Annotated in this window: 17 protein-coding genes; 4 read left to right on the forward strand and 13 right to left on the reverse strand. The window is 55.3% G+C overall.

Translation table 11 applies throughout. The annotated features are described in order from the left end of the window. Positions 1-279 precede the first annotated feature (279 nt). A complete protein-coding gene (locus IT781_RS18365) occupies positions 280-1,335 on the forward strand; it encodes a YhcG family protein (protein WP_228779261.1) in 1,056 nt (351 codons plus the stop codon). A 179-nt stretch (positions 1,336-1,514) separates the two neighbouring features. Continuing rightward, the gene (locus IT781_RS18370) at positions 1,515-2,081 is read left to right on the forward strand and encodes a DUF99 family protein (protein ID WP_194971633.1); all 567 of its coding nucleotides are present in this window, start codon (positions 1,515-1,517) and stop codon (positions 2,079-2,081) included. Between the two features lie 208 nt (positions 2,082-2,289). Here IT781_RS18370 and IT781_RS18375 read toward each other — a convergent pair whose 3' ends face one another. The 4 genes from IT781_RS18375 to IT781_RS18390 are packed head-to-tail and all read right to left on the reverse strand — an operon-like array spanning position 2,290 to position 5,836. Then, entirely contained in the window at positions 2,290-2,889 is a 600-nt protein-coding gene (locus tag IT781_RS18375; RefSeq protein ID WP_194971634.1) for a membrane integrity-associated transporter subunit PqiC, read from the reverse strand. A gap of 12 nt (positions 2,890-2,901) precedes the next feature. Further along, positions 2,902-3,894, reverse strand: a complete 993-nt coding sequence (locus IT781_RS18380) for an MlaD family protein (RefSeq protein WP_194971635.1) — start codon at positions 3,892-3,894, stop codon at positions 2,902-2,904. Further along, entirely contained in the window at positions 3,891-4,679 is a 789-nt protein-coding gene (locus IT781_RS18385) for an ABC transporter ATP-binding protein (RefSeq protein ID WP_194971636.1), read from the reverse strand. The genes IT781_RS18380 and IT781_RS18385 overlap by 4 nt, the downstream gene beginning before the upstream one ends. Before the next feature lie 11 nt (positions 4,680-4,690). Further along, positions 4,691-5,836, reverse strand: a complete 1,146-nt coding sequence (locus IT781_RS18390) for an ABC transporter permease (protein WP_194971637.1) — start codon at positions 5,834-5,836, stop codon at positions 4,691-4,693. A 362-nt stretch (positions 5,837-6,198) separates the two neighbouring features. On the opposite strand from IT781_RS18390, the gene IT781_RS18395 reads away from it, so the two are divergent. Then, the gene (locus tag IT781_RS18395; protein WP_194971638.1) at positions 6,199-6,771 is read left to right on the forward strand and encodes a CAP domain-containing protein; all 573 of its coding nucleotides are present in this window, start codon (positions 6,199-6,201) and stop codon (positions 6,769-6,771) included. On the opposite strand, the gene IT781_RS18400 is transcribed toward IT781_RS18395, so the two are convergent. The 9 genes from IT781_RS18400 to IT781_RS18440 all read right to left on the reverse strand — a co-directional run bounded on the left by IT781_RS18400 (position 6,768) and on the right by IT781_RS18440 (position 15,110). Further along, the gene (locus IT781_RS18400; RefSeq protein ID WP_194971639.1) at positions 6,768-7,442 is read right to left on the reverse strand and encodes an HAD-IA family hydrolase; all 675 of its coding nucleotides are present in this window, start codon (positions 7,440-7,442) and stop codon (positions 6,768-6,770) included. The genes IT781_RS18395 and IT781_RS18400 overlap by 4 nt on opposite strands. A 91-nt stretch (positions 7,443-7,533) precedes the next feature. Next, positions 7,534-8,055 carry a peptide-methionine (R)-S-oxide reductase MsrB gene (msrB, locus tag IT781_RS18405; RefSeq protein WP_194971640.1) on the reverse strand — a complete coding sequence of 174 codons (522 nt, stop codon included), beginning with the start codon at positions 8,053-8,055 and terminating at the stop codon, positions 7,534-7,536. Positions 8,056-8,212: 157 nt separating this feature from the next. Then, a complete protein-coding gene (locus IT781_RS18410; RefSeq protein WP_194971641.1) occupies positions 8,213-8,641 on the reverse strand; it encodes a molybdopterin-binding protein in 429 nt (142 codons plus the stop codon). A gap of 25 nt (positions 8,642-8,666) precedes the next feature. Then, positions 8,667-9,746, reverse strand: a complete 1,080-nt coding sequence (modC, locus tag IT781_RS18415; RefSeq protein WP_194971642.1) for a molybdenum ABC transporter ATP-binding protein — start codon at positions 9,744-9,746, stop codon at positions 8,667-8,669. Then, on the reverse strand, positions 9,743-10,429 hold the full coding sequence (modB, locus tag IT781_RS18420) for a molybdate ABC transporter permease subunit (protein ID WP_228779263.1): 687 nt from the start codon (positions 10,427-10,429) through the stop codon (positions 9,743-9,745). The genes modC and modB overlap by 4 nt, the downstream gene beginning before the upstream one ends. Positions 10,430-10,436: 7 nt before the next feature. Then, positions 10,437-11,201 carry a molybdate ABC transporter substrate-binding protein gene (modA, locus tag IT781_RS18425; RefSeq protein WP_194971644.1) on the reverse strand — a complete coding sequence of 255 codons (765 nt, stop codon included), beginning with the start codon at positions 11,199-11,201 and terminating at the stop codon, positions 10,437-10,439. Between the two features lie 100 nt (positions 11,202-11,301). Next, positions 11,302-12,807 (reverse strand): alginate export family protein, encoded by a 1,506-nt coding sequence (locus tag IT781_RS18430; RefSeq protein WP_194971645.1) that lies wholly within the window; start codon positions 12,805-12,807, stop codon positions 11,302-11,304. A 353-nt stretch (positions 12,808-13,160) separates the two neighbouring features. After that, positions 13,161-13,604: a cyanase gene (cynS, locus tag IT781_RS18435; RefSeq protein ID WP_194971646.1), complete on the reverse strand. Its 444-nt coding sequence runs from the start codon at positions 13,602-13,604 to the stop codon at positions 13,161-13,163. A 300-nt stretch (positions 13,605-13,904) separates the two neighbouring features. Continuing rightward, positions 13,905-15,110 carry an NAD-dependent formate dehydrogenase gene (locus IT781_RS18440; RefSeq protein ID WP_194971647.1) on the reverse strand — a complete coding sequence of 402 codons (1,206 nt, stop codon included), beginning with the start codon at positions 15,108-15,110 and terminating at the stop codon, positions 13,905-13,907. A 527-nt stretch (positions 15,111-15,637) separates the two neighbouring features. On the opposite strand from IT781_RS18440, the gene IT781_RS18445 reads away from it, so the two are divergent. Continuing rightward, positions 15,638-18,752, forward strand: a 3,115-nt coding sequence (locus tag IT781_RS18445; RefSeq protein ID WP_194971648.1) for a filamentous hemagglutinin N-terminal domain-containing protein, incomplete at its 3' end; no start/stop codon positions are given.

The raw sequence follows: 18,752 nt of genomic DNA on the forward strand, positions 1-18,752 counted from the left end.
TGCATCAAGTCCAATTTGACTCAAAAACATCGCGATGGCTGCGCGAAGTCTGCAAGACAGGCGTGCCGAATTGATCATTAGCAGGTAGCTCCAATGAATCGCTGCATGCAATATGCCATAGCTGATCGACAGATAAAAAAATGATTATTAAATGCTTTTTCGGACTTTAGTTGAGCATCTGAATAAAGAATAAATCCCAAACTCCAACCATGTATCCAAACAGCCAACAAAAAACACAGAATCCGCAAAGGCTAAAAGAACAATGTCCTGTGCAATTCCATGCCCTCTATGGTCCACCCGAACATGAACAGCAACAAGCTTCCCGATAACTATCCCCAATGGCTGGCAGGGCTGAAGAGACAGATTGCCTCGGCCCAGCAACGCGCCGCTTTAGCCGTCAACCAGGAGATGATCCGGCTGTACTGGCAGCTCGGTACCGACATTTTACAGCGCCAGGCCGAGCAGGGCTGGGGCAGCAAGGTGATCGAACAATTATCCAGAGATTTAAAACAGGCTTTTCCGGATCTGAAAGGGCTGTCCCGTTCAAATTTATTGTACATGCGCGCTTTTGCGGAAGCCTGGCCGGACTTTAATGACAATGATGCAATTGTCCAACAGGCTGTTGGACAAATTCCCTGGGGACATAATCTGGTGTTGCTGACCAAGCTGAAAACGCCGGAGCAGCGCCTGTGGTATGCCCGTAAAACCATAGCGCATGGTTGGTCGCGCAGTGTGCTGGTGCATCAGATTGAAAGCGGCCTGATGCAGCGCGAGGGCCAGGCGGTCAGCAATTTCAGCCGGAATCTGCCCGACCCGCAATCCGAACTGGCTCAGGCAACGCTGAAAGACCCTTATATCTTCGATTTTTTGAGCATAGGCGCAGAAGCGCGCGAACGCGACATAGAACAGGCGCTGACGCAGCATATCACCCAGTTCCTGCTGGAGCTGGGCGCCGGCTTTGCCTATGTCGGCAGACAGGTCGAGCTGAACGTGGGCGGCGATGAGTTTTATCTGGATTTATTGTTCTACCATCTGAAATTGCGCTGCTATGTGGTCGTGGAGCTCAAAACCGGCGATTTCAAGCCGGAGCATGCAGGACAATTGAGTTTTTATTTAAGTGCGGTAGACGCCCGGATCAAAAGCGAACAGGACGCCCCAAGCATCGGTTTGCTGTTATGCAAGACCCGCAACAAGCTGGTCGCGGAATACGCCTTGCGCGACAACAACAAGCCGATCGGCGTGGCGGAATACCAGTTGGCCCAGGCACTACCCGCCGACCTGGAAAATCAGCTGCCTAGTATTGAACAGATTGAGCGTGAACTGGAAGGCGATTGATCCGGAAATTCAGTGCGTAGATTGGGTTGATAAACCCAGCTTCGAAGCCGCTCGTGCCGGGTTTCTACAAAGCGCTAACCCAGCCAGCGAGCTTTAGAGAGCACAGAGAAATGGCTTGCCTGACCTCTGTGTCCTCTGTGGTTAATAAGCCTGTGTTAAAAAATTAAAAAATTTTAATTATGACTAAATCCCTTTCGCATGTCATAGGCTTCGACGACGCCCCGTTCCCGCGCACGCACAAAGGCGATGTTCTGCTGGTGGGCGCGGTTTACGCCGGTCTGCGCCTGGATGCGGTGCTGAGCGGCAAAGTCAGGCGTGACGGGGCTAACGCTACGCAGACCATCATCAAGTTGATCAGCGGCTCACGTTTCGCCGGCCATTTGCAGTTGGTAATGCTGCAGGGCATCGCCTTTGCCGGTTTCAACGTGGTCGATCTGCCGCTGTTGCACGAGGCGCTCGGTCTGCCGGTGCTGGTGGTCATGCGCAGGCGTCCCGATATACAGACGATCAGGCAAACCCTGCTGAATCATGTGCCCGGTGGCCAGCGAAAATGGCGGCTGATCGAACGGGCAGGGCCGGTGGAGCCGGTTCGGCAGGTTTTTGTGCAACGGATTGGGCTTACCCTGGCCGATGCCGATCGGACGCTACGGTTTCTTGCCGTCAACAGCCATATCCCCGAACCGCTGCGGACGGCTCATCTTATAGCCGGCGGCGTGACTCTGGGAGAAAGCCGGCATCGGCCTTAGCTCTGCAACCTTGAGCACCGCTGGAGCGGTGCGGGATACATGCCAACGCGGAGCATCACTGCCATTAAGTTAAGACTTGTTTCGTTCGCCCTGATCTTGCCGAAGGGTGAGCGAAACAAGTCGTTAAGCCATTCATGGTTCGACAAGCTCACCACGACGAGCGGTTTAATTTAACGGCATTGACGTGAAGCGTGGGAATGAGAGAAATTTAAACGGCCAAGTCCTGCAGTTCATCGGCTAAATCGCGGCTTAGACGATCGAGGCATTCGTTGAGCGCTTTCACCATAACTGAGTAGTCAGTGGTCGAAGCAGGAACACGGTAAGACTCCTGCTGATTCAATACCATTCCATCATTGCGCGTTATCTGCCATTGCGCCTTCAAACCTGCCTGTTTTTGCGGGTCCACATGAAATTCGAGAATATTGACCGATACCCGGAACTTTCCTCGTTCAGCCGTATTCGGATTGCTGGAGAATTCCACCTCGGCAGGCACCAGAAGCGCGAGGTTTTGGGCCAGCACGCGTCTGATATTGTGATCCAGCGCCTCGGCCCAGCGATTGAGTTCACTCAATTGATAAGCGTTCTGGCCTGTGGCTGTCACGATCTGAGGCCTGTCCACATAGTGCGGAATACGAATAGATGTCAGGATAATAATGGGCTTTTTGGCGGCTCCGGCTGGTTGTTTGAGGCTACTGATCGGCTCCAGCATATAGAATTGCGGCGGAGGCGATGTACCGCCTATGCAGGCCGTCAGGGATATAAATATAACAGACAATAACGGAAGAAAAACGAGCCGGTTTATATGCATAATCCACATCCTCTAGTTATCTTTTCCGGTAAGCACCGCTTCCGGATGGCGCTCCAGATAGTCAGTCAGATTTTCCATGGAGCGTGCGGCATCTTTGAGCGCTTCCAGGGTTTCGGTCAATTCCGATTCAGGCCCGACGGCGCCGCCCAGTTTCGCCATCGAATCCCGTGCTCTATCAAGGGCGGCGGTTGCGGTGCTCAAGGTCTTGTCGGTGTTGGCGACGATAGGCTTGAGGTCTTTGATCAATGTGTTGGTGCTGACCATGGTTTTGTTCGTATTGGCCAGCAGCGGTTCCAGATTATGATTGAGCGTTTTTATCGTTTGCTCCATTCCCTCTAGGGTAGCGGCCAGGGCGGCAGTAGATTTCTTGACGTCTTTGGAAGCGATAAAGTCTTTGATTTCGCGCAAGCTGGCCGATAAATCCTGAACTATGTCTTCCAGAGGTAATTCGTTTAGTTTTTTTGCCACTTCCGAGGCCGTATTGCGGATTTCGTCCACGGTTGTCGGAATGGCGGGCAGTTCCAGCAATCCATGATATTCAAGGCCGGTAAACACAGGCGGCTTATCCCGATGCACATCGAAATCTATGAAAAGCAGACCCGTCAATAAGCTTTGCATCTCGAGACGGGCACGGAAGCCCGCGGCGACGAGTCTGTCCCGGTTCTCCTCCCGCTCTTCACGCGTCATTGCCTTGGGAAAAGCCTTACCTTCTTTGCTGGTTAAAGTATTACGGTCGATCTCTATCACTACCGGCTTATATATCTTGGTGGCTTTCGGATCAATTTGTAGAGTGATCTCTGTGACCTGGCCGATTTTGACGCCCTGCATTTTTACCGGGGCGCCTATATCCAGCCCATTGAGTGAGGAATCAAAGAAAATGACGAAGTGGACTTTGTCGGTCTGTAAAAACCGCCCGCCGCCGAATATGAAGACTGCGACCAGCAAAAGCGCCAAAGCGCCGACCGTGAAACCGCCAATAGCAACAGGACTGACAGGTTTACTCATGGTAAGATTTCTCCTTTCTGAGCCGGCTTATCGGCATTGCTTTCGCCGCGGGTCAGAAATTGAATGATTTTGGCATCGTTCGATTCAGCCAGCAGCTTTTTGGGCGAACCGGTCGCCCGCATGGTCTTGGTATCGGGATCGAGAAAAACCGAGTTAGTGCCGATGGCAAAGATGCTCGCCAGCTCGTGGGTGACGACGACAATGGTCGCTCCCAGCGTGTCGCGCAGGCTGACGATCAGGTCATCCAGCAGTTTGGCGCTGACCGGGTCGAGTCCGGCCGACGGTTCATCAAAGAACAGTATCTCGGGATCGAGCGCCATGGCCCGGGCCAGACCGGCGCGTTTTTGCATGCCGCCGCTGATCTCGGACGGGTAATAATCCTCGAACCCCGCCAGACCGACCAAGGCAAGCTTGTAGGACACAATGTCGGCGATTTCACGGCTTCCCATGCCGCTGAACTCGCCTAGCGGCAAAGCGATATTTTCAGCCAGCGTCAGGGAGCTGAACAAGGCGCCGCTCTGGTATAAAACTCCGATGCGGCGCATGATGTGAGTGCGTTCTTCGTCGCTGGCATGCCAGAAATCTTGCTGTTCGTAGAACACATCGCCTTTGGCTGGCCGCTGCAGGCCGATCAAATGCCTGAGCAGGGTGCTTTTACCGCAGCCGCTGCCGCCCATGATGATGAAGATATCGCCATGGTCAATCGTGAAATTCAAATCCCGCTGGATCACGAAATCGCCGTAAGCCATGGTCAGATCCTTTACCGTGATGTGCGGTGCATTCATGGCTTATCCGGTCAAATCCCGAGCCGATCGCAGATCAGCGTAATCACCGAATCGGCCACCACGATGTAGACGATGCTGTTCACCACGGCCGCCGTTGCGGCATCGCCGACAGCCGAAGCGCTGCGTCCGCACTGCATGCCGCGCATGCATCCGGCCGTTGCGATCAAGGTTGCAAATACCAGGCTTTTGAACAGCCCGATGCTGAAATCGTTCAGATCCACGGCCTTTTGGGTTTCGTTGTAGTACTGGATCAAGGATACATCGAACGCGCTGACCGTGACCATCGCCCCGCCCAAAATGCCCATCAGGTCGGCATACAGGCACAGCAGCGGCATCATCAGGATCAACGCCAGCATGCGCGGCAGCACCAGGAATTCCATCGGCGATATGCCCATAGTTTTGAGGGCGTCGATCTCGCTGTTGACGTTCATGGTACCGAGCTGCGCGGCATAGGCGGCGCCGGTGCGCCCGGACATGATCACGGCCGTCATCAGCGCGCCCATCTCGCGCACTGTGCCCAGGCCGACCAGATCGGCGATATAGATCTGGGCACCGAACATGGCCAGCTGCACGGCGCCGACGAAAGCCAGAATCAGGCCCACCAGCAAGCTGATCAGCGTTACGATCGGCAGGGCCGCGGGACCGGCGTCCTGTATGCACAAGAACATATCAACAGTACGAAAGCGCGCCTTGCCCCGGACCAGCGTTAGGGTAGCCAGCACGGTCTCGCCGATAAAGGCAATCAGCCCCTTTGCATCTTTAAGGCCTTTCAGGACCGTTTTGCCAATTTGGCCCAACGCGGATTTTTTTTGCGCCGTGCGGCGCGCCCCGGCCCGCTCGGGCACCGCGCGCGCCAGTTTGAGCAGCGCCTGTACGCCTTCAGGCAATCCGGAGGCATCGAATTCAATATCATGGCTCTGACAATAATCGATGATCCTGAGGAGGTAAGCCGGCAGTCGGCTGTCCCAGCTTCCAAGCTCATGCGCCTGTAGTAAAACATGGCTTGGATTTTTAGAGGCATCCAAATCCGCGAGCACCTGTTCGGCTTGCTTGATTGTCGCGCCATGGTCCCAGTTGCCGGTCAACTGTATAGCCACGGTCGAATCGTCAATCCGAATGAAATTGACCTGGCCCGATACAGCGCTGACAGCGCTCACGGCATTCTCCTGCGAGCATCGTCTTCAGGGCATTCAGATCCTGTTCGCTGGTCATGAGGTTTTTTGATAATGCCTGTCTTTAACATAAATCGTTTCCGCCATAGTAAGAAAAGTTCATGCAAGAAAGTGTATCGCTGTCCGGATCTGACTGGGCAGCAAATACCGGTAAGGCACTGTTAAGACAGCAGCGATGGCTTTTGTATCCTGGTGTTAGAGCCTGCATATCAAATGAATAAGACAATGCATGTTGACAGGTTTAAGTATTTTTAAAGTAGCGATTGACTATAATTTGCGCCCCGACAAGGCAACTTATCTTCCTGCCTCAATCTCTAACTGATAAATCTGTTTTTTACTATCCCAAAATGAACAAAATCTTGCTAATGCCATTGTTATGGCTGATGGTTTTTTACGGCCCGGCAAAAGCTGACGCCATTACTGCGTCCCGAATAAATCCGGTTCAACTGGAATATCAGATTCACCTGCAGGTCAATCGCGAGCGGCAGAAATACGGCCTGGCTCCATTGGTTCAGGATGAAAATCTGACGTTTATAGCGCGTAATCACAGCCTGGATATGGCGAGGAATAATTTTTTCAGCCACATCAATCCGCTGGGTGAAGGTCCGGCCGAGCGCGGTAAACGCCAGGGTTGGAACAGGCAAAAACAGATCGGCCCCAACACATTGAGAACCGGTTTATCGGAAAATATTTTCCAGAACAGCCTTTACAGCACAATATTGAAGACGATCCAGGACGGCATCACCGTTGACCAGGAATATATCTGGTACAGCCTGGAGCAGATCGCACAAACGACAGTGCAGAGTTGGATGGATAGCACGTCGCACCGGAAAAATATCCTGTCGCCTCTGATTGACCGGCAAGGCATCGGCGTTGCCGTTTCAGGCAACGATGTCTATGTGACGGAGGATATGTTTTAACGGCGCTCTAATGGAACGATGGGGCGAGTACTATGGGCAAGTTGGGCGAGCAATTGAGGAAGCTTCAGCATATCGTCAAATGACTCTGCATCTCCGGCTTGGCTTAACGGGGTTTCACCATTACATACATACTGGAATGCGTTCATTCCTGCCGCTGCGGCTGCCTCAATTCCAACTTCGCTATCTTCTATAACCACACATTGGCTGGGTAAAAAGCCCATCGCATTCGCTGCGTATTGGAATAAGCCCGGATCTGGCTTCCAAGAGCCAACTTCATACGAACTGAAGATATTATTGCCAAAGTAAGGCGCGAGACCGCTAATTTCGAGCGCCTGACGGATTTTCAAAGGCGGTCCGCTTGAGGCAATGCACTTGGGAAAATTCGTGGTTTCGAGCATTTCAATAACGCCGGGCATGGGTTTCAGCTCGCTAGAGAAGAGTTCCGTAACACGCTGACGGTAATGCTGTTCAAAGTTATCCGGTAAATTCTGGCAAAGATGGCGCTCAAGATCAGAAAAAATTTGGGCCAGCTTTTTGCCGCGATATCGTTGGATCAATGACTCCACGGTATCGGTCAACTGCGGAAGCAGATCAAGAAACGCTTGATTGCAAAGCCTCTCACTATCCACGAGCGTGCCGTCCAAATCAAAGATTACACAGATGAGGGCCATTTATCGAGATGCCTGATGTAGACTATAAAAATTTTCGTATATCTTCCATACTTTTTCTATTAACGACAACCAAGTTTTGATTGTTGCATTGCTACCTTGATTCTTTTTCAAATAATGGCGCAAACTCCCCATAGCCGCTTTCCTTGAGCTTGTCGGCCGGAATGAAGCGCAACGCGGCTGAATTCATGCAGTAGCGTTTGCCGCCCGCCTCTTTGGGGCCGTCATCGAAGACATGGCCCAGATGAGAGTCGGCCAGGCGGCTGCGGATTTCGGTGCGCGTCGTGAAAAAACCATGATCTACTTTGGTCGTGATGCTGTCCATGCCGATCGGCCTGGTAAAACTCGGCCAGCCTGTGCCTGAGTCGTATTTGTCCAGCGAGCTGAACAAAGGTTCGCCGGAAACCACATCAACATAAATGCCGGGCTGCTTGTTATCCCAGTATTCGTTGTCGAACGCGCGCTCCGTGTCTTCATGCTGCGTCACGTCAAACTGCAGCGGCGTCAGCCGTTTTTTCAGCTCATCCTGCGTGGGCTTTACGAATGAGCGGGCGTCCCAGGCTGAAGCCGTCGCGGCCCATAGCGATAAAGTCAGCAATAAAATGGTTTTGTTCATAGCAAACCTCCGGAAAATTACACATAGCCGCTATCGTAAGCATTGCCTTAAGACAATGTTTATTTCCGGTAATTCACGTAAAGCCGGGGAGCGAACAGAGAAAGGCAAGGGAAACTGCCTGTTCTGATGTTCGATCCCCGGAAAAGATCAGTAACGCTTAACTTGCAACGCCCAGGATCACTGCGCCGGCTTTGAATACGACGGTTGCAGGCTGGCCTTTGCGCAAGCCCAGCGTTTCAGCGCTTTCGTTAGTGACGGTGGCGGCAATTTGTTCGCCGCCGGCTAATTCGATGTCGACTTCGGTATTGACCGCGCCCGGCTTGACTTGAGTGATCGTTCCGGACAGTTGATTGCGGGCGGAAAGCCGGTAGCCGCCGAAATCGGTGACAATGATGATTTGCGGGGCCTTGACCAGCGCGATGACTTCCGTGCCGGTTTTGATGGCCAGGTTTTCCGCTGATTCTTTGGTGATCGAGGCGACAATCGTAGCGCCCCCGTTCAGACCGACATGCACTTCGGCATTGACCGCGCCGATGATGACTTCCTTGACAGTGCCTTTGAATTGATTGCGTGCACTTGCTTTCATGATAAAACCCCCTGTTTAATATTGATTAATTCAAGATCGAGGTGCCCTTGATCTGCACATAAACCCCCATGCCGACCTGCAAATCCAGCAACATTGCCGATTTGCGGGTGATGTGCGCCAGCAATGCCTGAGTGCCGATTCGCAAGCGCACCACGGTTTGGCCGTCGTGACTATTGGCCAGGCCTGTGATGGTGGCGAGAAGGACATTGAGAATGCTGGTGGCGGTTGGCGCCTCAAGGCAGATACTAACATCCCGGGCATAAATTTGCACGCGCAGTTGGGCGCCGACATCGGCATCGATGGACGGCAGACTCAGCGTGCCGCCGGCAAAAGCAACATAAGTCAGATGGTAATCGGTTTCATGTTCGACGACGGTAACAGGCCAGACCGTGGCCGCCTCCCGGTCATGCGCCAGCGGCACATCAAGACGGCTCAGCGTTTCCGCCAGCGGCCCCGAAGCCAGCGCCCGGCCTTCGGTCATAATCACCAGAGTGTCGGCCAATTGCGCGACTTCCTGCTGGGAATGCGTGACATAAAGCACCGGAATGTTGAGTTCCTTATGCAGGCGGATCAGAAACGGCAGGATTTCCTGTTTGCGCTGGGAATCCAGCGCCGCCAGCGGCTCGTCCATCAGCAGCACCTCGGGACTCAAGGCCAGCGCGCGGGCGATGGCGACGCGCTGCCGCTCGCCGCCGGATAGCCCTTCCGGCATTCTGGCCAATAAATGGTCGATGCCCAGCAACTCGATCACCTGTTGCAGATCGACCGCGTCCGATGTTTTACCGATACGTTTCCGGCCAAACTGCAAGTTGCCTGCGACGGTCAGATGCGGAAACAGGCTAGCCTCCTGAAACACATAGCCCAGAGACCGTTTATGGGTCGGCACGAACACGCCGCGCTCGCTGTCCTGCCAGATCTTGCCGTTGATTTTCAGAAAACCTTGAGGCGCCCGTTGCAGGCCGGCAATGCAGCGCAGCAAAGTGGTCTTGCCGGAGCCGGACGGGCCGAACAGCACTGTGACGCCCGAACCGGGCAGACGCAGATCGACGTCGAATTTGAATTCGCCGTAATCGAGAAGAAAGCGGGCGTTGATAGTCTGGGTCATTTGAGTTGATGGGCGACAGGGTGGGTTTTCAACACGCTGTACATCAACAGCAATACCGAGAACGAAAACGCCAGCAGGCCGCCGGCCAGCCAGTGCGCCTGACCGTATTCCAGCGCTTCGACATGATTGTAGATCTGCACCGACACGACCCGCGTCTTGTCGGGAATATTGCCGCCGACCATCAGTACCACGCCGAATTCGCCGACCGTATGCGCAAAGCCCAGGATCGTGGCGGTCAGAAAGCCGGGCCGGGCCAGAGGCACCACGACATTGAAAAAAGTATCCAGCGGACCGGCGCGCAGCGTGGCCGCCGCTTCCAGTGGCCGATCGCCGATGGCGGCAAAGGCGGCCTGCAAGGGCTGCACGACGAACGGCAGCGAATACAGGACCGACGCCACGACCAGACCGCCGAAAGTGAACGGCAAGGTGCCCAGACCCAATTGGGTCGTCAGTTGGCCGATGGGACCGTGCGGCCCCATCAGCACCAGCAGATAAAAGCCCAGCACGCTCGGCGGCAATACCAGCGGCAAAGCGACCAGGGCATTGCAGACGCCTTTCCAGCGCGACGTCGTGCGGGTCAGCCACCAGGCCAGCGGCGTTCCCAGCATCAGCATCAGCAGTGTGGAAAGGCTCGCGACCTGGAAGGTCAGCCACAGGGCGCTGATATCGGCCGCGTCCAGCATCATCTTGTTACCCGGCAATGCCGTAGCCGTATTTGCGGATGATTGCCAACGCTTCCGGCGATTTCAGAAATTTCAGCAGCGCCGGCGCGGCCGGGTTTTCGGCGCCGGTTTTCAGCAGTACCGCATCCTGCAAAATAGGGCTGTGCAGGTTGCCGGGCACAATCCAGCCTGAACCGCTGGCAATTTTGCCATCTTTAATGACTTGCGACAGTGCCACCAAACCGAGTTCGGCGTTGCCGGTACTGACGAACTGATAGGCTTGGGCAATGTTTTCACCCTGCACAAGCAAGGGCTGGAGTTTTTCCAGTACGCCCTTGTTTTTCATCAACTCGATCGCCGCCGCGCCGTAAGGGGCCAGTTTGGGATCGGCCAGGGCCAGATGCTTGAAACCGCCTTTGTCGAGAATCTGCCCCTGATCGTCGACCAGACCTGGCGTGGCCGACCATAAAACCAATTTGCCGACGGCATAAGTGAAGCGGCTGCCAGGCACAGCCAAGCCGGCTTGCTCCAGCTTGAGCGGCTTTTCGTTGTCGGCCGACAGAAACACTTCAAACGGCGCGCCGCTCTCGAATTGAGCGACAAATTTGCCCGAGGAGCCGAACGACAGCTTGGCGCTGTGGCCGGTGGCTTTCTCAAACGCCTCGGCGATCTCGGTCATCGGCTGGCTGAAGTTGGCTGCGACTGCGACCAGCGTGGTTTCGGCATGCGCAATCACATTGAGAGAAAACAGACACAAAATCAGCAGGGCGCTCTTTAAAGAATTAAATGACATGGCTTATCTCCAAAATAAAAAAGCTATTGAAGCGGAGGTATTCCTTCCGCCTGCCGGCAAATGCCGGCCTTAAACAAAGCGCCGCGTGGGCGACATGATACTAAAACCGGAACAAACTCTGCACATAGAAATAATCAAGATCCTTGGCATCCGGCGCCGACGGGGCATTTTTGGCGAATTCGCCTTTGAACAGATGCGCCCAGCCGGTTTCCAGATTCAGGCTGCTGTTGATATCCCAGCGCGCGGCTAACTCCAATTGATGGCCGACAAAATTGCCGGTATTGCCGGTTGTGTCCCGCAAGTTGGCGGCGGTCCAGGCGTCTTTATCCTCGGCCAGCCAAAAAAACCGGTGAGCTAAGAAAGCTTGCACGTCCGAACGCGGCTTAATGCCGATCCGGTAGCCCGGCGTGTTGATGTTGCTGCGGGCAAACGTGCCGTAGATGCCGGTAGGCCCGTACTGAAAACGGCGCGCGCCGAACAGGGTGTCGAAACGTTCATCCTTGCCGTCGTTCGGATCGCGATCGCCGCTGGCATAGTCGTATTCGAGCGACAGGCGCGGAGACCAGGGTAGATCGAAGGTATAGCCGACATTGAAGCTCTGATACCAGGCCCGGTGCTGCAAGTCCTTGCCGTCGGAGGCTTTTTTACTGGAGCGCACCGTGCCGATCTGGCCGATGGCTTCCAGTTCGAAATCGAACTGCTCTTTGGCGGGTTTGCGGTAAACACGCATGCCGGGCGTGAAATAGCGGCGATTGTTGGTGGGATTGCGTTTGCGGTCGCCTTCGTCCAGGTGATACAGGTATAGCTCGGCATTGGTTTTCCAGGGCAGATCGTAGACTTCCAGAAAACCGCCGGAGAACCAGGTTTGGTATTCCGGTTCGTCGAAACTGTGGAAATGGTCGAGAAGCTGAGCCGAATTATTCGGATAACGGCCGACCGGCATCGTGACAAAGGCATTGAATTGCCAGTTGCCGTAGTCGAGAAGGCGCATTCGCAAACCGTCGAAAGTGTTGATGGTGTTGCGCATATTATTTCTGGCAATTAGGCGGCGGCTGCCGAAATTCAAGGTCTGTCGTCCGGCGATGACTTCCGCGCCCAGGCCGCTGTAAGCGACGTTTTGATCGGCCCAGGCCAGATAGCCCTGGATAAAATCGGCTTCATCGACATGGGTATTGTTGAGTCCGGAGCCTTCATCCGCGCCGAATTGCCGTGCATCCAGGAATTCGCCGCCAACCCGCCAGTGGCCGAAGCGTGCTTCCAGCGACAGGTCGATCTGCATCGGGATTTGCTGGTCGCCGCCTTGGCTGTTGGCTTTAAAACTGCCGTCCAGGGTTTCATAGCGGGTGCGCTGTTCCAGCGATAACGACAGCCAATCCGGCAGATTCAGGGCATCGTGCAGATTCCAGACCGGCTTCTCGTATTTGCCGAAACCGTTCAGCGCATCGCGCATCTGGCTGGAAAACGGGGCAAAAGGCGGCTGCGTGTAGCTTTTCTTTTCTTCCGCCGCCTGAACAGGAGTGCCGCTCCCCATGTAAGTGCCGGCGGCGATAATCAAACTGAGTGTATGGCCGGCGGTAGTCATGCCGGTAGTATGTTTTTTTTGCATGGTCAAACCTGATAATTATTATTGTAAGTACGAAATCTATATCGCAACGCTTACTTTGAAGCCCCCAAAAATAAGCATCGCTCTAGCTCAATTCGTTATATATGTAAGTATATAGCGACAATAATTTTCAAGCAAATAATGTGCCGGTTATTGAGGTGACACATGTCATTGAGTTATACCGGTTATTGTTGTTGAGCCGGAAAGTAAATAATGTTGGGTTGCAAACATTTACTAGCCCCTGTGGAAGCAATGCCTACAAGGAGCATAGAAATCGACATCGGGATGCAAGCGGATACACTCTTTCGGCCGAAAGGCAGAAGGGCGGCGGTTTGATTTCCAGGGAGGAGGGCGCTTCAGTAGGTTTTATAAGGCAGGAATTTTCCTGACATCGTGATCTTGACGCGGTCGCCATTCGGGTCGGGTTCGCGGGTCAGATCCATTTTGAAATCGATGGCGCTCATGATGCCGTCGCCGAACTCTTCGTGGATCAATTCCTTGAAGGTCGTCCCATACACGTTGATCAATTCGTGGAAGCGATATATCAGCGGATCGGCCGGAATGGCGGTGGGCAATGAACCTTTGTAAGGCACAACCGTCAGCCATTGCCTTTCTTCCTCGGTCAGACCGAACAATTCTCCCACCACAGCGGCCTGATCTTTCGTGAGCGTCATCTGGCCGAGGCAGGCGGCCGTGACCCATTCCTTGCTCAGGCCGACCTTTGCCGCGACGTCAGCCCATTTCAGCCCTCGGCTGACTTTGGCGGCAATGATTTTCTCGGTAACGTTGATTCTGTTCATTGGATTCTCCTGGTTTGTGAAAAAGTGCGTATGAGCGGTACGGATAGATAGCGATTCATGAGAGCTTCCTTCATTAACCCGCTGACAAAATTGAGCGGGAATCGGGCAAGTTGACACCGGGCAGCAACAGAAGCAAAGGCCAGGCTCAATTCGGGCCAACTTCATGTAGGAGGCTTGGCGGAAGGGCTTTGCCGCTATTTCTTGTTCTATTTCTGAGCGCCACAGGTTAAGCCCTTCCCCAAGTTGGTTAAAGGGATGCAGGCATTGACTGCCGCATCCCGCTTTCAGGTCAAGCGACGGTTATCCCTTCTTCTTGAATTTAGCCGCTTCTTCCGAACCGCCGGTGGCATCGCCTTTGCTGTAGGAATGCGCGCCGACGCCCGCCAGCTGGCCGCCTTGAACCACCAGATACTCGTCGCGGATGGGCCGGCCCTCGAAGTAGCACTCCAGAATCTCGCGGGTGCCGGCCGCATAGCGCGTCTGCGCCGACAGGCTGGTGCCTGAAATGTGAGGCGTCATGCCGTGATGCGGCATGGTGCGCCACGGATGGTCGTTCGGCGCCGGCTGAGGGAACCAGACATCGCCGGCATAGCCCGCCAATTGACCGCTTTCCAGGGCGCGGACGATGGCGTCGCGATCGCACAGTTTGCCGCGCGCCGTATTGATCAGGTAAGCGCCGCGTTTGAAATTCTTCAGCGTCTGCTCGTTGATCATGTGCTCGGTTTCAGGATGCAGCGGGCAGTTCAATGTCACGACATCGCACACCTTGGTCAGGCTGTCCAGGCTGGTGTGATAGGTCAGATCGAGTTCCTGCTCGACCGATTCCGGCAGGCGATGGCGATCCATATAATGCAATTTCACACCGAAAGGTTTGAGCAGGCGCAGTACGCGTAGGCCGATACGGCCGGCAGCCACAGTACCGACTTGCATCGCTTCCAGGTCGTAGGAGCGCGCCACGCAGTCGGCGATATTCCAGCCGCCTTTGATCACCCAGTTGTAGGACGGAATATAGTTGCGCACCAGCGCGAGCGTCGCCATCACCACATGCTCGGCAACGCTGTTGCTGTTGCAGTAGGTGACTTCGGCGACGGTAATGCCGCGCTCCATCGCCGCCTGCAGGTCAGTATGGTCAGAGCCGATGCCGGCCGTCACGATCATCTTGAGATTTTTCGCCTTGGCGATGCGTTCGGCCGTCATGTAAGCCGGCCAGAAGGGCTGCGAAATCACGATGTCGGCATCATGCAGTTCGCGGTCCAGGACGCTGTCGGCGCCATCCTTGCTGGAGGTGACGATAAATTGGTGGCCGTTTGATTCCAGATACTTGCGCAGGCCCAGTTCGCCGGACACGCTGCCAAGCAGGGCGCCGGGCGTGAAGTCAATGGCCTTGGGCGTCGGCAGGGTTTGCCCGTCCGGGTAACGCTCCGGCTGCGGGCAGTCATCCCGTGCGTAGGAAGTCGGATAACCGTCGATCGGATCATCGTAAAGAACACAAATAATTTTAGCCATTTTTCCATCTCCATCATGAGTTGAATTTTGAAGATCGGTCCTGATCTTTGATTGATCGGGACCGGAGTTTATCCTGGCCAGATGACAATATTGTCCGCTTTACCGGTGACGGGCGTCTAATCGTTTGCAGATATGGCTTGATAACTCGCGGTTATCGATGAATCGAATCCTTGTTGCAATTTAGAGTGCAGGGCTATATTCCTGGCAGCCATCCAAAAAGAGGCCAGCGTATCTTTACGGTATTGGCATGCGTTTCTCGAAGCCAAGCCGTTATATCCCTTTTTTGTTAACTTACCGACAATGTCAGGATGAATTTGTCTTATTTGTGACAATCGCACAAAGCAGGTGTGTCTCTCTGACGTCGGAAAAAAGGAGGCGATGCGGAGAGACGCAAGTTTATCGGTTCTCGCAAGAATAAGTGGGTATAGACGGGGCTCCGGGTGGCGTGCCATCGATTGTAGCCATGACGCATTTGCCTGGCATGCATGTTGCTAATTACATTCGTTATATATATGAGGTTATAACGAATGATAAAAATACAGCACGGACGCGAACCGTTTTCGCGCAACAAACTCGCCCTTGCCGTTTCGACGGCGCTGGCTCTGGGTCCCATGCCGCTGCTTGCCGCCCCCACGGGCGGCGTGGTTGTCAACGGCAGCGCGGCGATCGGCCAGTCAGGGGCGGCGACCAACATCACCCAGCACACGCAAAAGGCAGCGATCAACTGGCAGGGCTTCTCGGTGGGCCAGGGCGAAACAGTCAACTTCCAGCAGCCGAACCCGTCGTCGATCACCCTCAACCGCGTGGTGGGCAATGAAAGGAGCGTGATCGAAGGGGCGCTCAAGGCCAACGGACAGGTCTTCCTGGTCAATTCCAACGGTGTACTGTTCACCCGGGGCAGCAGCGTCAATGCCGGCGGGCTGGTGGCGAGCACGCTGGACATCAGCAACGAAGACTTCGAAGCCGGCCGCTATGTCTTCCAGGGCAGCGGCGGCAGCGGATCGGTGATCAACATGGGCACCCTCAGCGCGGCCGACGGCGGCTATGTGGCGCTGCTGGGCAGGGAGGCGTTGAACCAGGGCGTGGTCGTCGCCACCCGCGGCACGGCGGCGCTGGGCGCCGGCGAGCGGATCACGCTCAACTTCAATGGCGACTCGCTGCTGAGCGTGAGCATCGACCAGGGCGCGCTCGATGCGCTGGTGGAAAACAAGGCGGCGATCTACGCCGACGGCGGCAAGGTATTTCTCACCGCCCGCGCGGCCGACGACCTGCTCGGCAGCCAGGTGAACAACAGCGGGCTGGTGGAGGCGCAAACCCTGGACGACCTCAAGGGCGAGATCGTCGCCCATGCCTACGGCGGCACCGCGAACATCGCCGGCACGCTGGACGCTTCGGCACCGGCCGGCGGCGACGGCGGCTTCATAGAAACCAGCGGCGACAAGGTGAAGATCGCCGAGAGCGCAAACGTCACCACCCGCTCCGGAACCGGCGCGACCGGACAGTGGCTGATCGATCCCGACGGTTACACCATCGCCAACAGCGGCGGCGACATCAGCGCCACCCAGCTTTCCAGTTTTCTTGCCAATAATTTGGCGAACATCACCATCGAATCGACCCAGGGCAGCGGTTCCGACGGCGACCTCAACGTCAACGACGCCGTGAGCTGGAGCAGCAACACCAAGCTCACCCTAAAGGCCACCGACGACGTGAACGTCAATGCAACGATCAACGCCAGAGGCGATGCCGCCGGCCTCACGCTCGCCGCCGGGAACGACATCAATGTCAATGCCGGCATCACGTTGAGCGGCGACAATGCGGCGCTGGCGATGAATTACGGCGGGGATTACAACATCCTGACCCCGGCGAGTTTTAGCGGAACGGTGCTGGATGCCGACGGCAAACCGGTGGCGAAGCAGGATACCAGCGGCGGGAAATACGGTAGCGTGACGCTGTCCGGCAGCGACAGCAGCTTGATGCTCAACGACCAGGATTACACGCTGATCCGCAGCATGGACGATCTGGGGGCGATCAGCGGCATTGACGGCCATTACGCGTTAGCCAAAAACCTTGATGCGGCAAGCTGGAGCAACGCCCATATCGGCGCCCCAACGGTGGTCGATCGGTTTTCGGGCGTGCTGACCGGCCTGGGGCATACCGTCAGCAATCTGACCCTCCGTGTGTCGGAACCCCCAGCCGATAATCCGTTTGGCCTCTGGCGCCTGGGGTTGATCGGTTGGGCGGAGAACGCCACCACGCTCCGCGACATCGGCGTCGTCAACGCCGACATTTCCGTCACAGGCTCGGCGCAAGGAGGCGGCGGCATTCTGGCCGCCAATGTCGGAGACGACGATGATCCGGAAACTCCCTACTTCCCAGGCAACATCTATAACGCCTATAGCACCGGCAGCATCAAGGGAACCACTGGGGTAGCGGGTCTCGTTGGAGTGTTCATGGGGACAATGTCCAATGCCTATTCGACCGCCGATGTCGTTAGTGGGAATACCGACTATGCGGGGGGAAATTCCGGCGGTTTGATAGGCAGAGCGTTTAGTGCCGAGCTCAAAAACGTCCACGCGACCGGGAATATCACGCTGTTGGGTGAAAAGTACGGATTCGCACCTGACAGCGGTGGCGGCTTGGTCGGTTGGATGGCGAATTCGAGTATAGCCAACGCCTATGCCATGGGCAGCGTCGATAGTACTGATCCGTCAACGAGTTTGGGCGGCTTGGTCGGTAGTATGCGGATAGAACCTGCAGTTTCCATTCCTGTCCAGGATTCTTTTGCAACGGGCGATGTCACGGGCGGAAAGATGCTTGGAGGGCTTATCGGCCAAATGAAGGCGGGTGGCTCCACCGAGTTTCCTATTACCGTCAAAAACAGCTATGCGACAGGGAACGTGACCGCCAACTATCCGCAGAAGGATGCGCTGGGGGATGGTGCCGGCGGTTTGATAGGCTTCGCGGATTTAGGTGTTAGTACCGGGATGTTAACGGTGGATGGCTCCTTTGCCACCGGTGACGTTGTGCTCACTGATAATTACGGCGGCTTTGGTTATGCCGGCGGGCTGATAGGCCGGTTGAACACCAAAGCCGGCACAATCACGAATTCCTATGCCACCGGCGATGTTTACGCGCCCAACTCAAACGCTATAGGCGGTTTGATCGGCTCAGCGACTAGCCGCGGTAGAGATGGATACATGCTCACTATCAGCGGTTCTTATGCTACAGGGAATGTCACGGGCTACCGAACCGTAGGCGGTTTAGTTGGTTCTCTTGGCGGCGCTTTTAGCAAGACGCCAAGCGCCACCATCAGTAACTCATGGTCGAGCGGGAAAGTTGCCTCAACTGCACCATCCACGGGATTCAGAGGCGTCGGTGGTTTAATCGGGCAGGGGTATAGAGTAAACGTTAATTCCGATGTGTATTACAACGCCGAGGGCGTTTCCGGCGCTTTCGGCAATGAAGGCAGCAATGCGGCTTTGATTGGAACCGATAACAGTCAAGGTTTGACCGGAGAGCAGGTCCGCGACATGGAGTATTACGCCAATGGGACCATCGATCAGGTATTAGCTGACCGCGCTGCCGCACAGGCAGCTGCAGAAGCCGCAGCACAGGCAGCTGCAGAAGCCGCAGCACAGGCAG

The organism is Methylobacter sp. BlB1 (assembly GCF_015476545.1).
Taxonomy (GTDB): domain Bacteria; phylum Pseudomonadota; class Gammaproteobacteria; order Methylococcales; family Methylomonadaceae; genus Methylobacter.

Excerpts from the sequence above, each read along its gene's own strand:
- msrB (WP_194971640.1), bottom strand. The coding sequence starts at position 8,055 with ATGAACAAAACCATTTTATTGCTGACTTTATCGCTATGGGCCGCGACG.
- IT781_RS18375 (WP_194971634.1), bottom strand. The coding sequence starts at position 2,889 with ATGCATATAAACCGGCTCGTTTTTCTTCCGTTATTGTCTGTTATATTT.
- IT781_RS18395 (WP_194971638.1), top strand. The coding sequence starts at position 6,199 with ATGAACAAAATCTTGCTAATGCCATTGTTATGGCTGATGGTTTTTTAC.
- modB (WP_228779263.1), bottom strand. The coding sequence starts at position 10,429 with ATGCTGGACGCGGCCGATATCAGCGCCCTGTGGCTGACCTTCCAGGTC.
- IT781_RS18440 (WP_194971647.1), bottom strand. The coding sequence starts at position 15,110 with ATGGCTAAAATTATTTGTGTTCTTTACGATGATCCGATCGACGGTTAT.
- cynS (WP_194971646.1), bottom strand. The coding sequence starts at position 13,604 with ATGAACAGAATCAACGTTACCGAGAAAATCATTGCCGCCAAAGTCAGC.
- IT781_RS18385 (WP_194971636.1), bottom strand. The coding sequence starts at position 4,679 with ATGAATGCACCGCACATCACGGTAAAGGATCTGACCATGGCTTACGGC.
- modC (WP_194971642.1), bottom strand. The coding sequence starts at position 9,746 with ATGACCCAGACTATCAACGCCCGCTTTCTTCTCGATTACGGCGAATTC.
- IT781_RS18410 (WP_194971641.1), bottom strand. The coding sequence starts at position 8,641 with ATGAAAGCAAGTGCACGCAATCAATTCAAAGGCACTGTCAAGGAAGTC.
- IT781_RS18365 (WP_228779261.1), top strand. The coding sequence starts at position 280 with ATGCCCTCTATGGTCCACCCGAACATGAACAGCAACAAGCTTCCCGAT.
- modA (WP_194971644.1), bottom strand. The coding sequence starts at position 11,201 with ATGTCATTTAATTCTTTAAAGAGCGCCCTGCTGATTTTGTGTCTGTTT.
- IT781_RS18430 (WP_194971645.1), bottom strand. The coding sequence starts at position 12,807 with ATGCAAAAAAAACATACTACCGGCATGACTACCGCCGGCCATACACTC.
- IT781_RS18380 (WP_194971635.1), bottom strand. The coding sequence starts at position 3,894 with ATGAGTAAACCTGTCAGTCCTGTTGCTATTGGCGGTTTCACGGTCGGC.
- IT781_RS18370 (WP_194971633.1), top strand. The coding sequence starts at position 1,515 with ATGACTAAATCCCTTTCGCATGTCATAGGCTTCGACGACGCCCCGTTC.
- IT781_RS18400 (WP_194971639.1), bottom strand. The coding sequence starts at position 7,442 with ATGGCCCTCATCTGTGTAATCTTTGATTTGGACGGCACGCTCGTGGAT.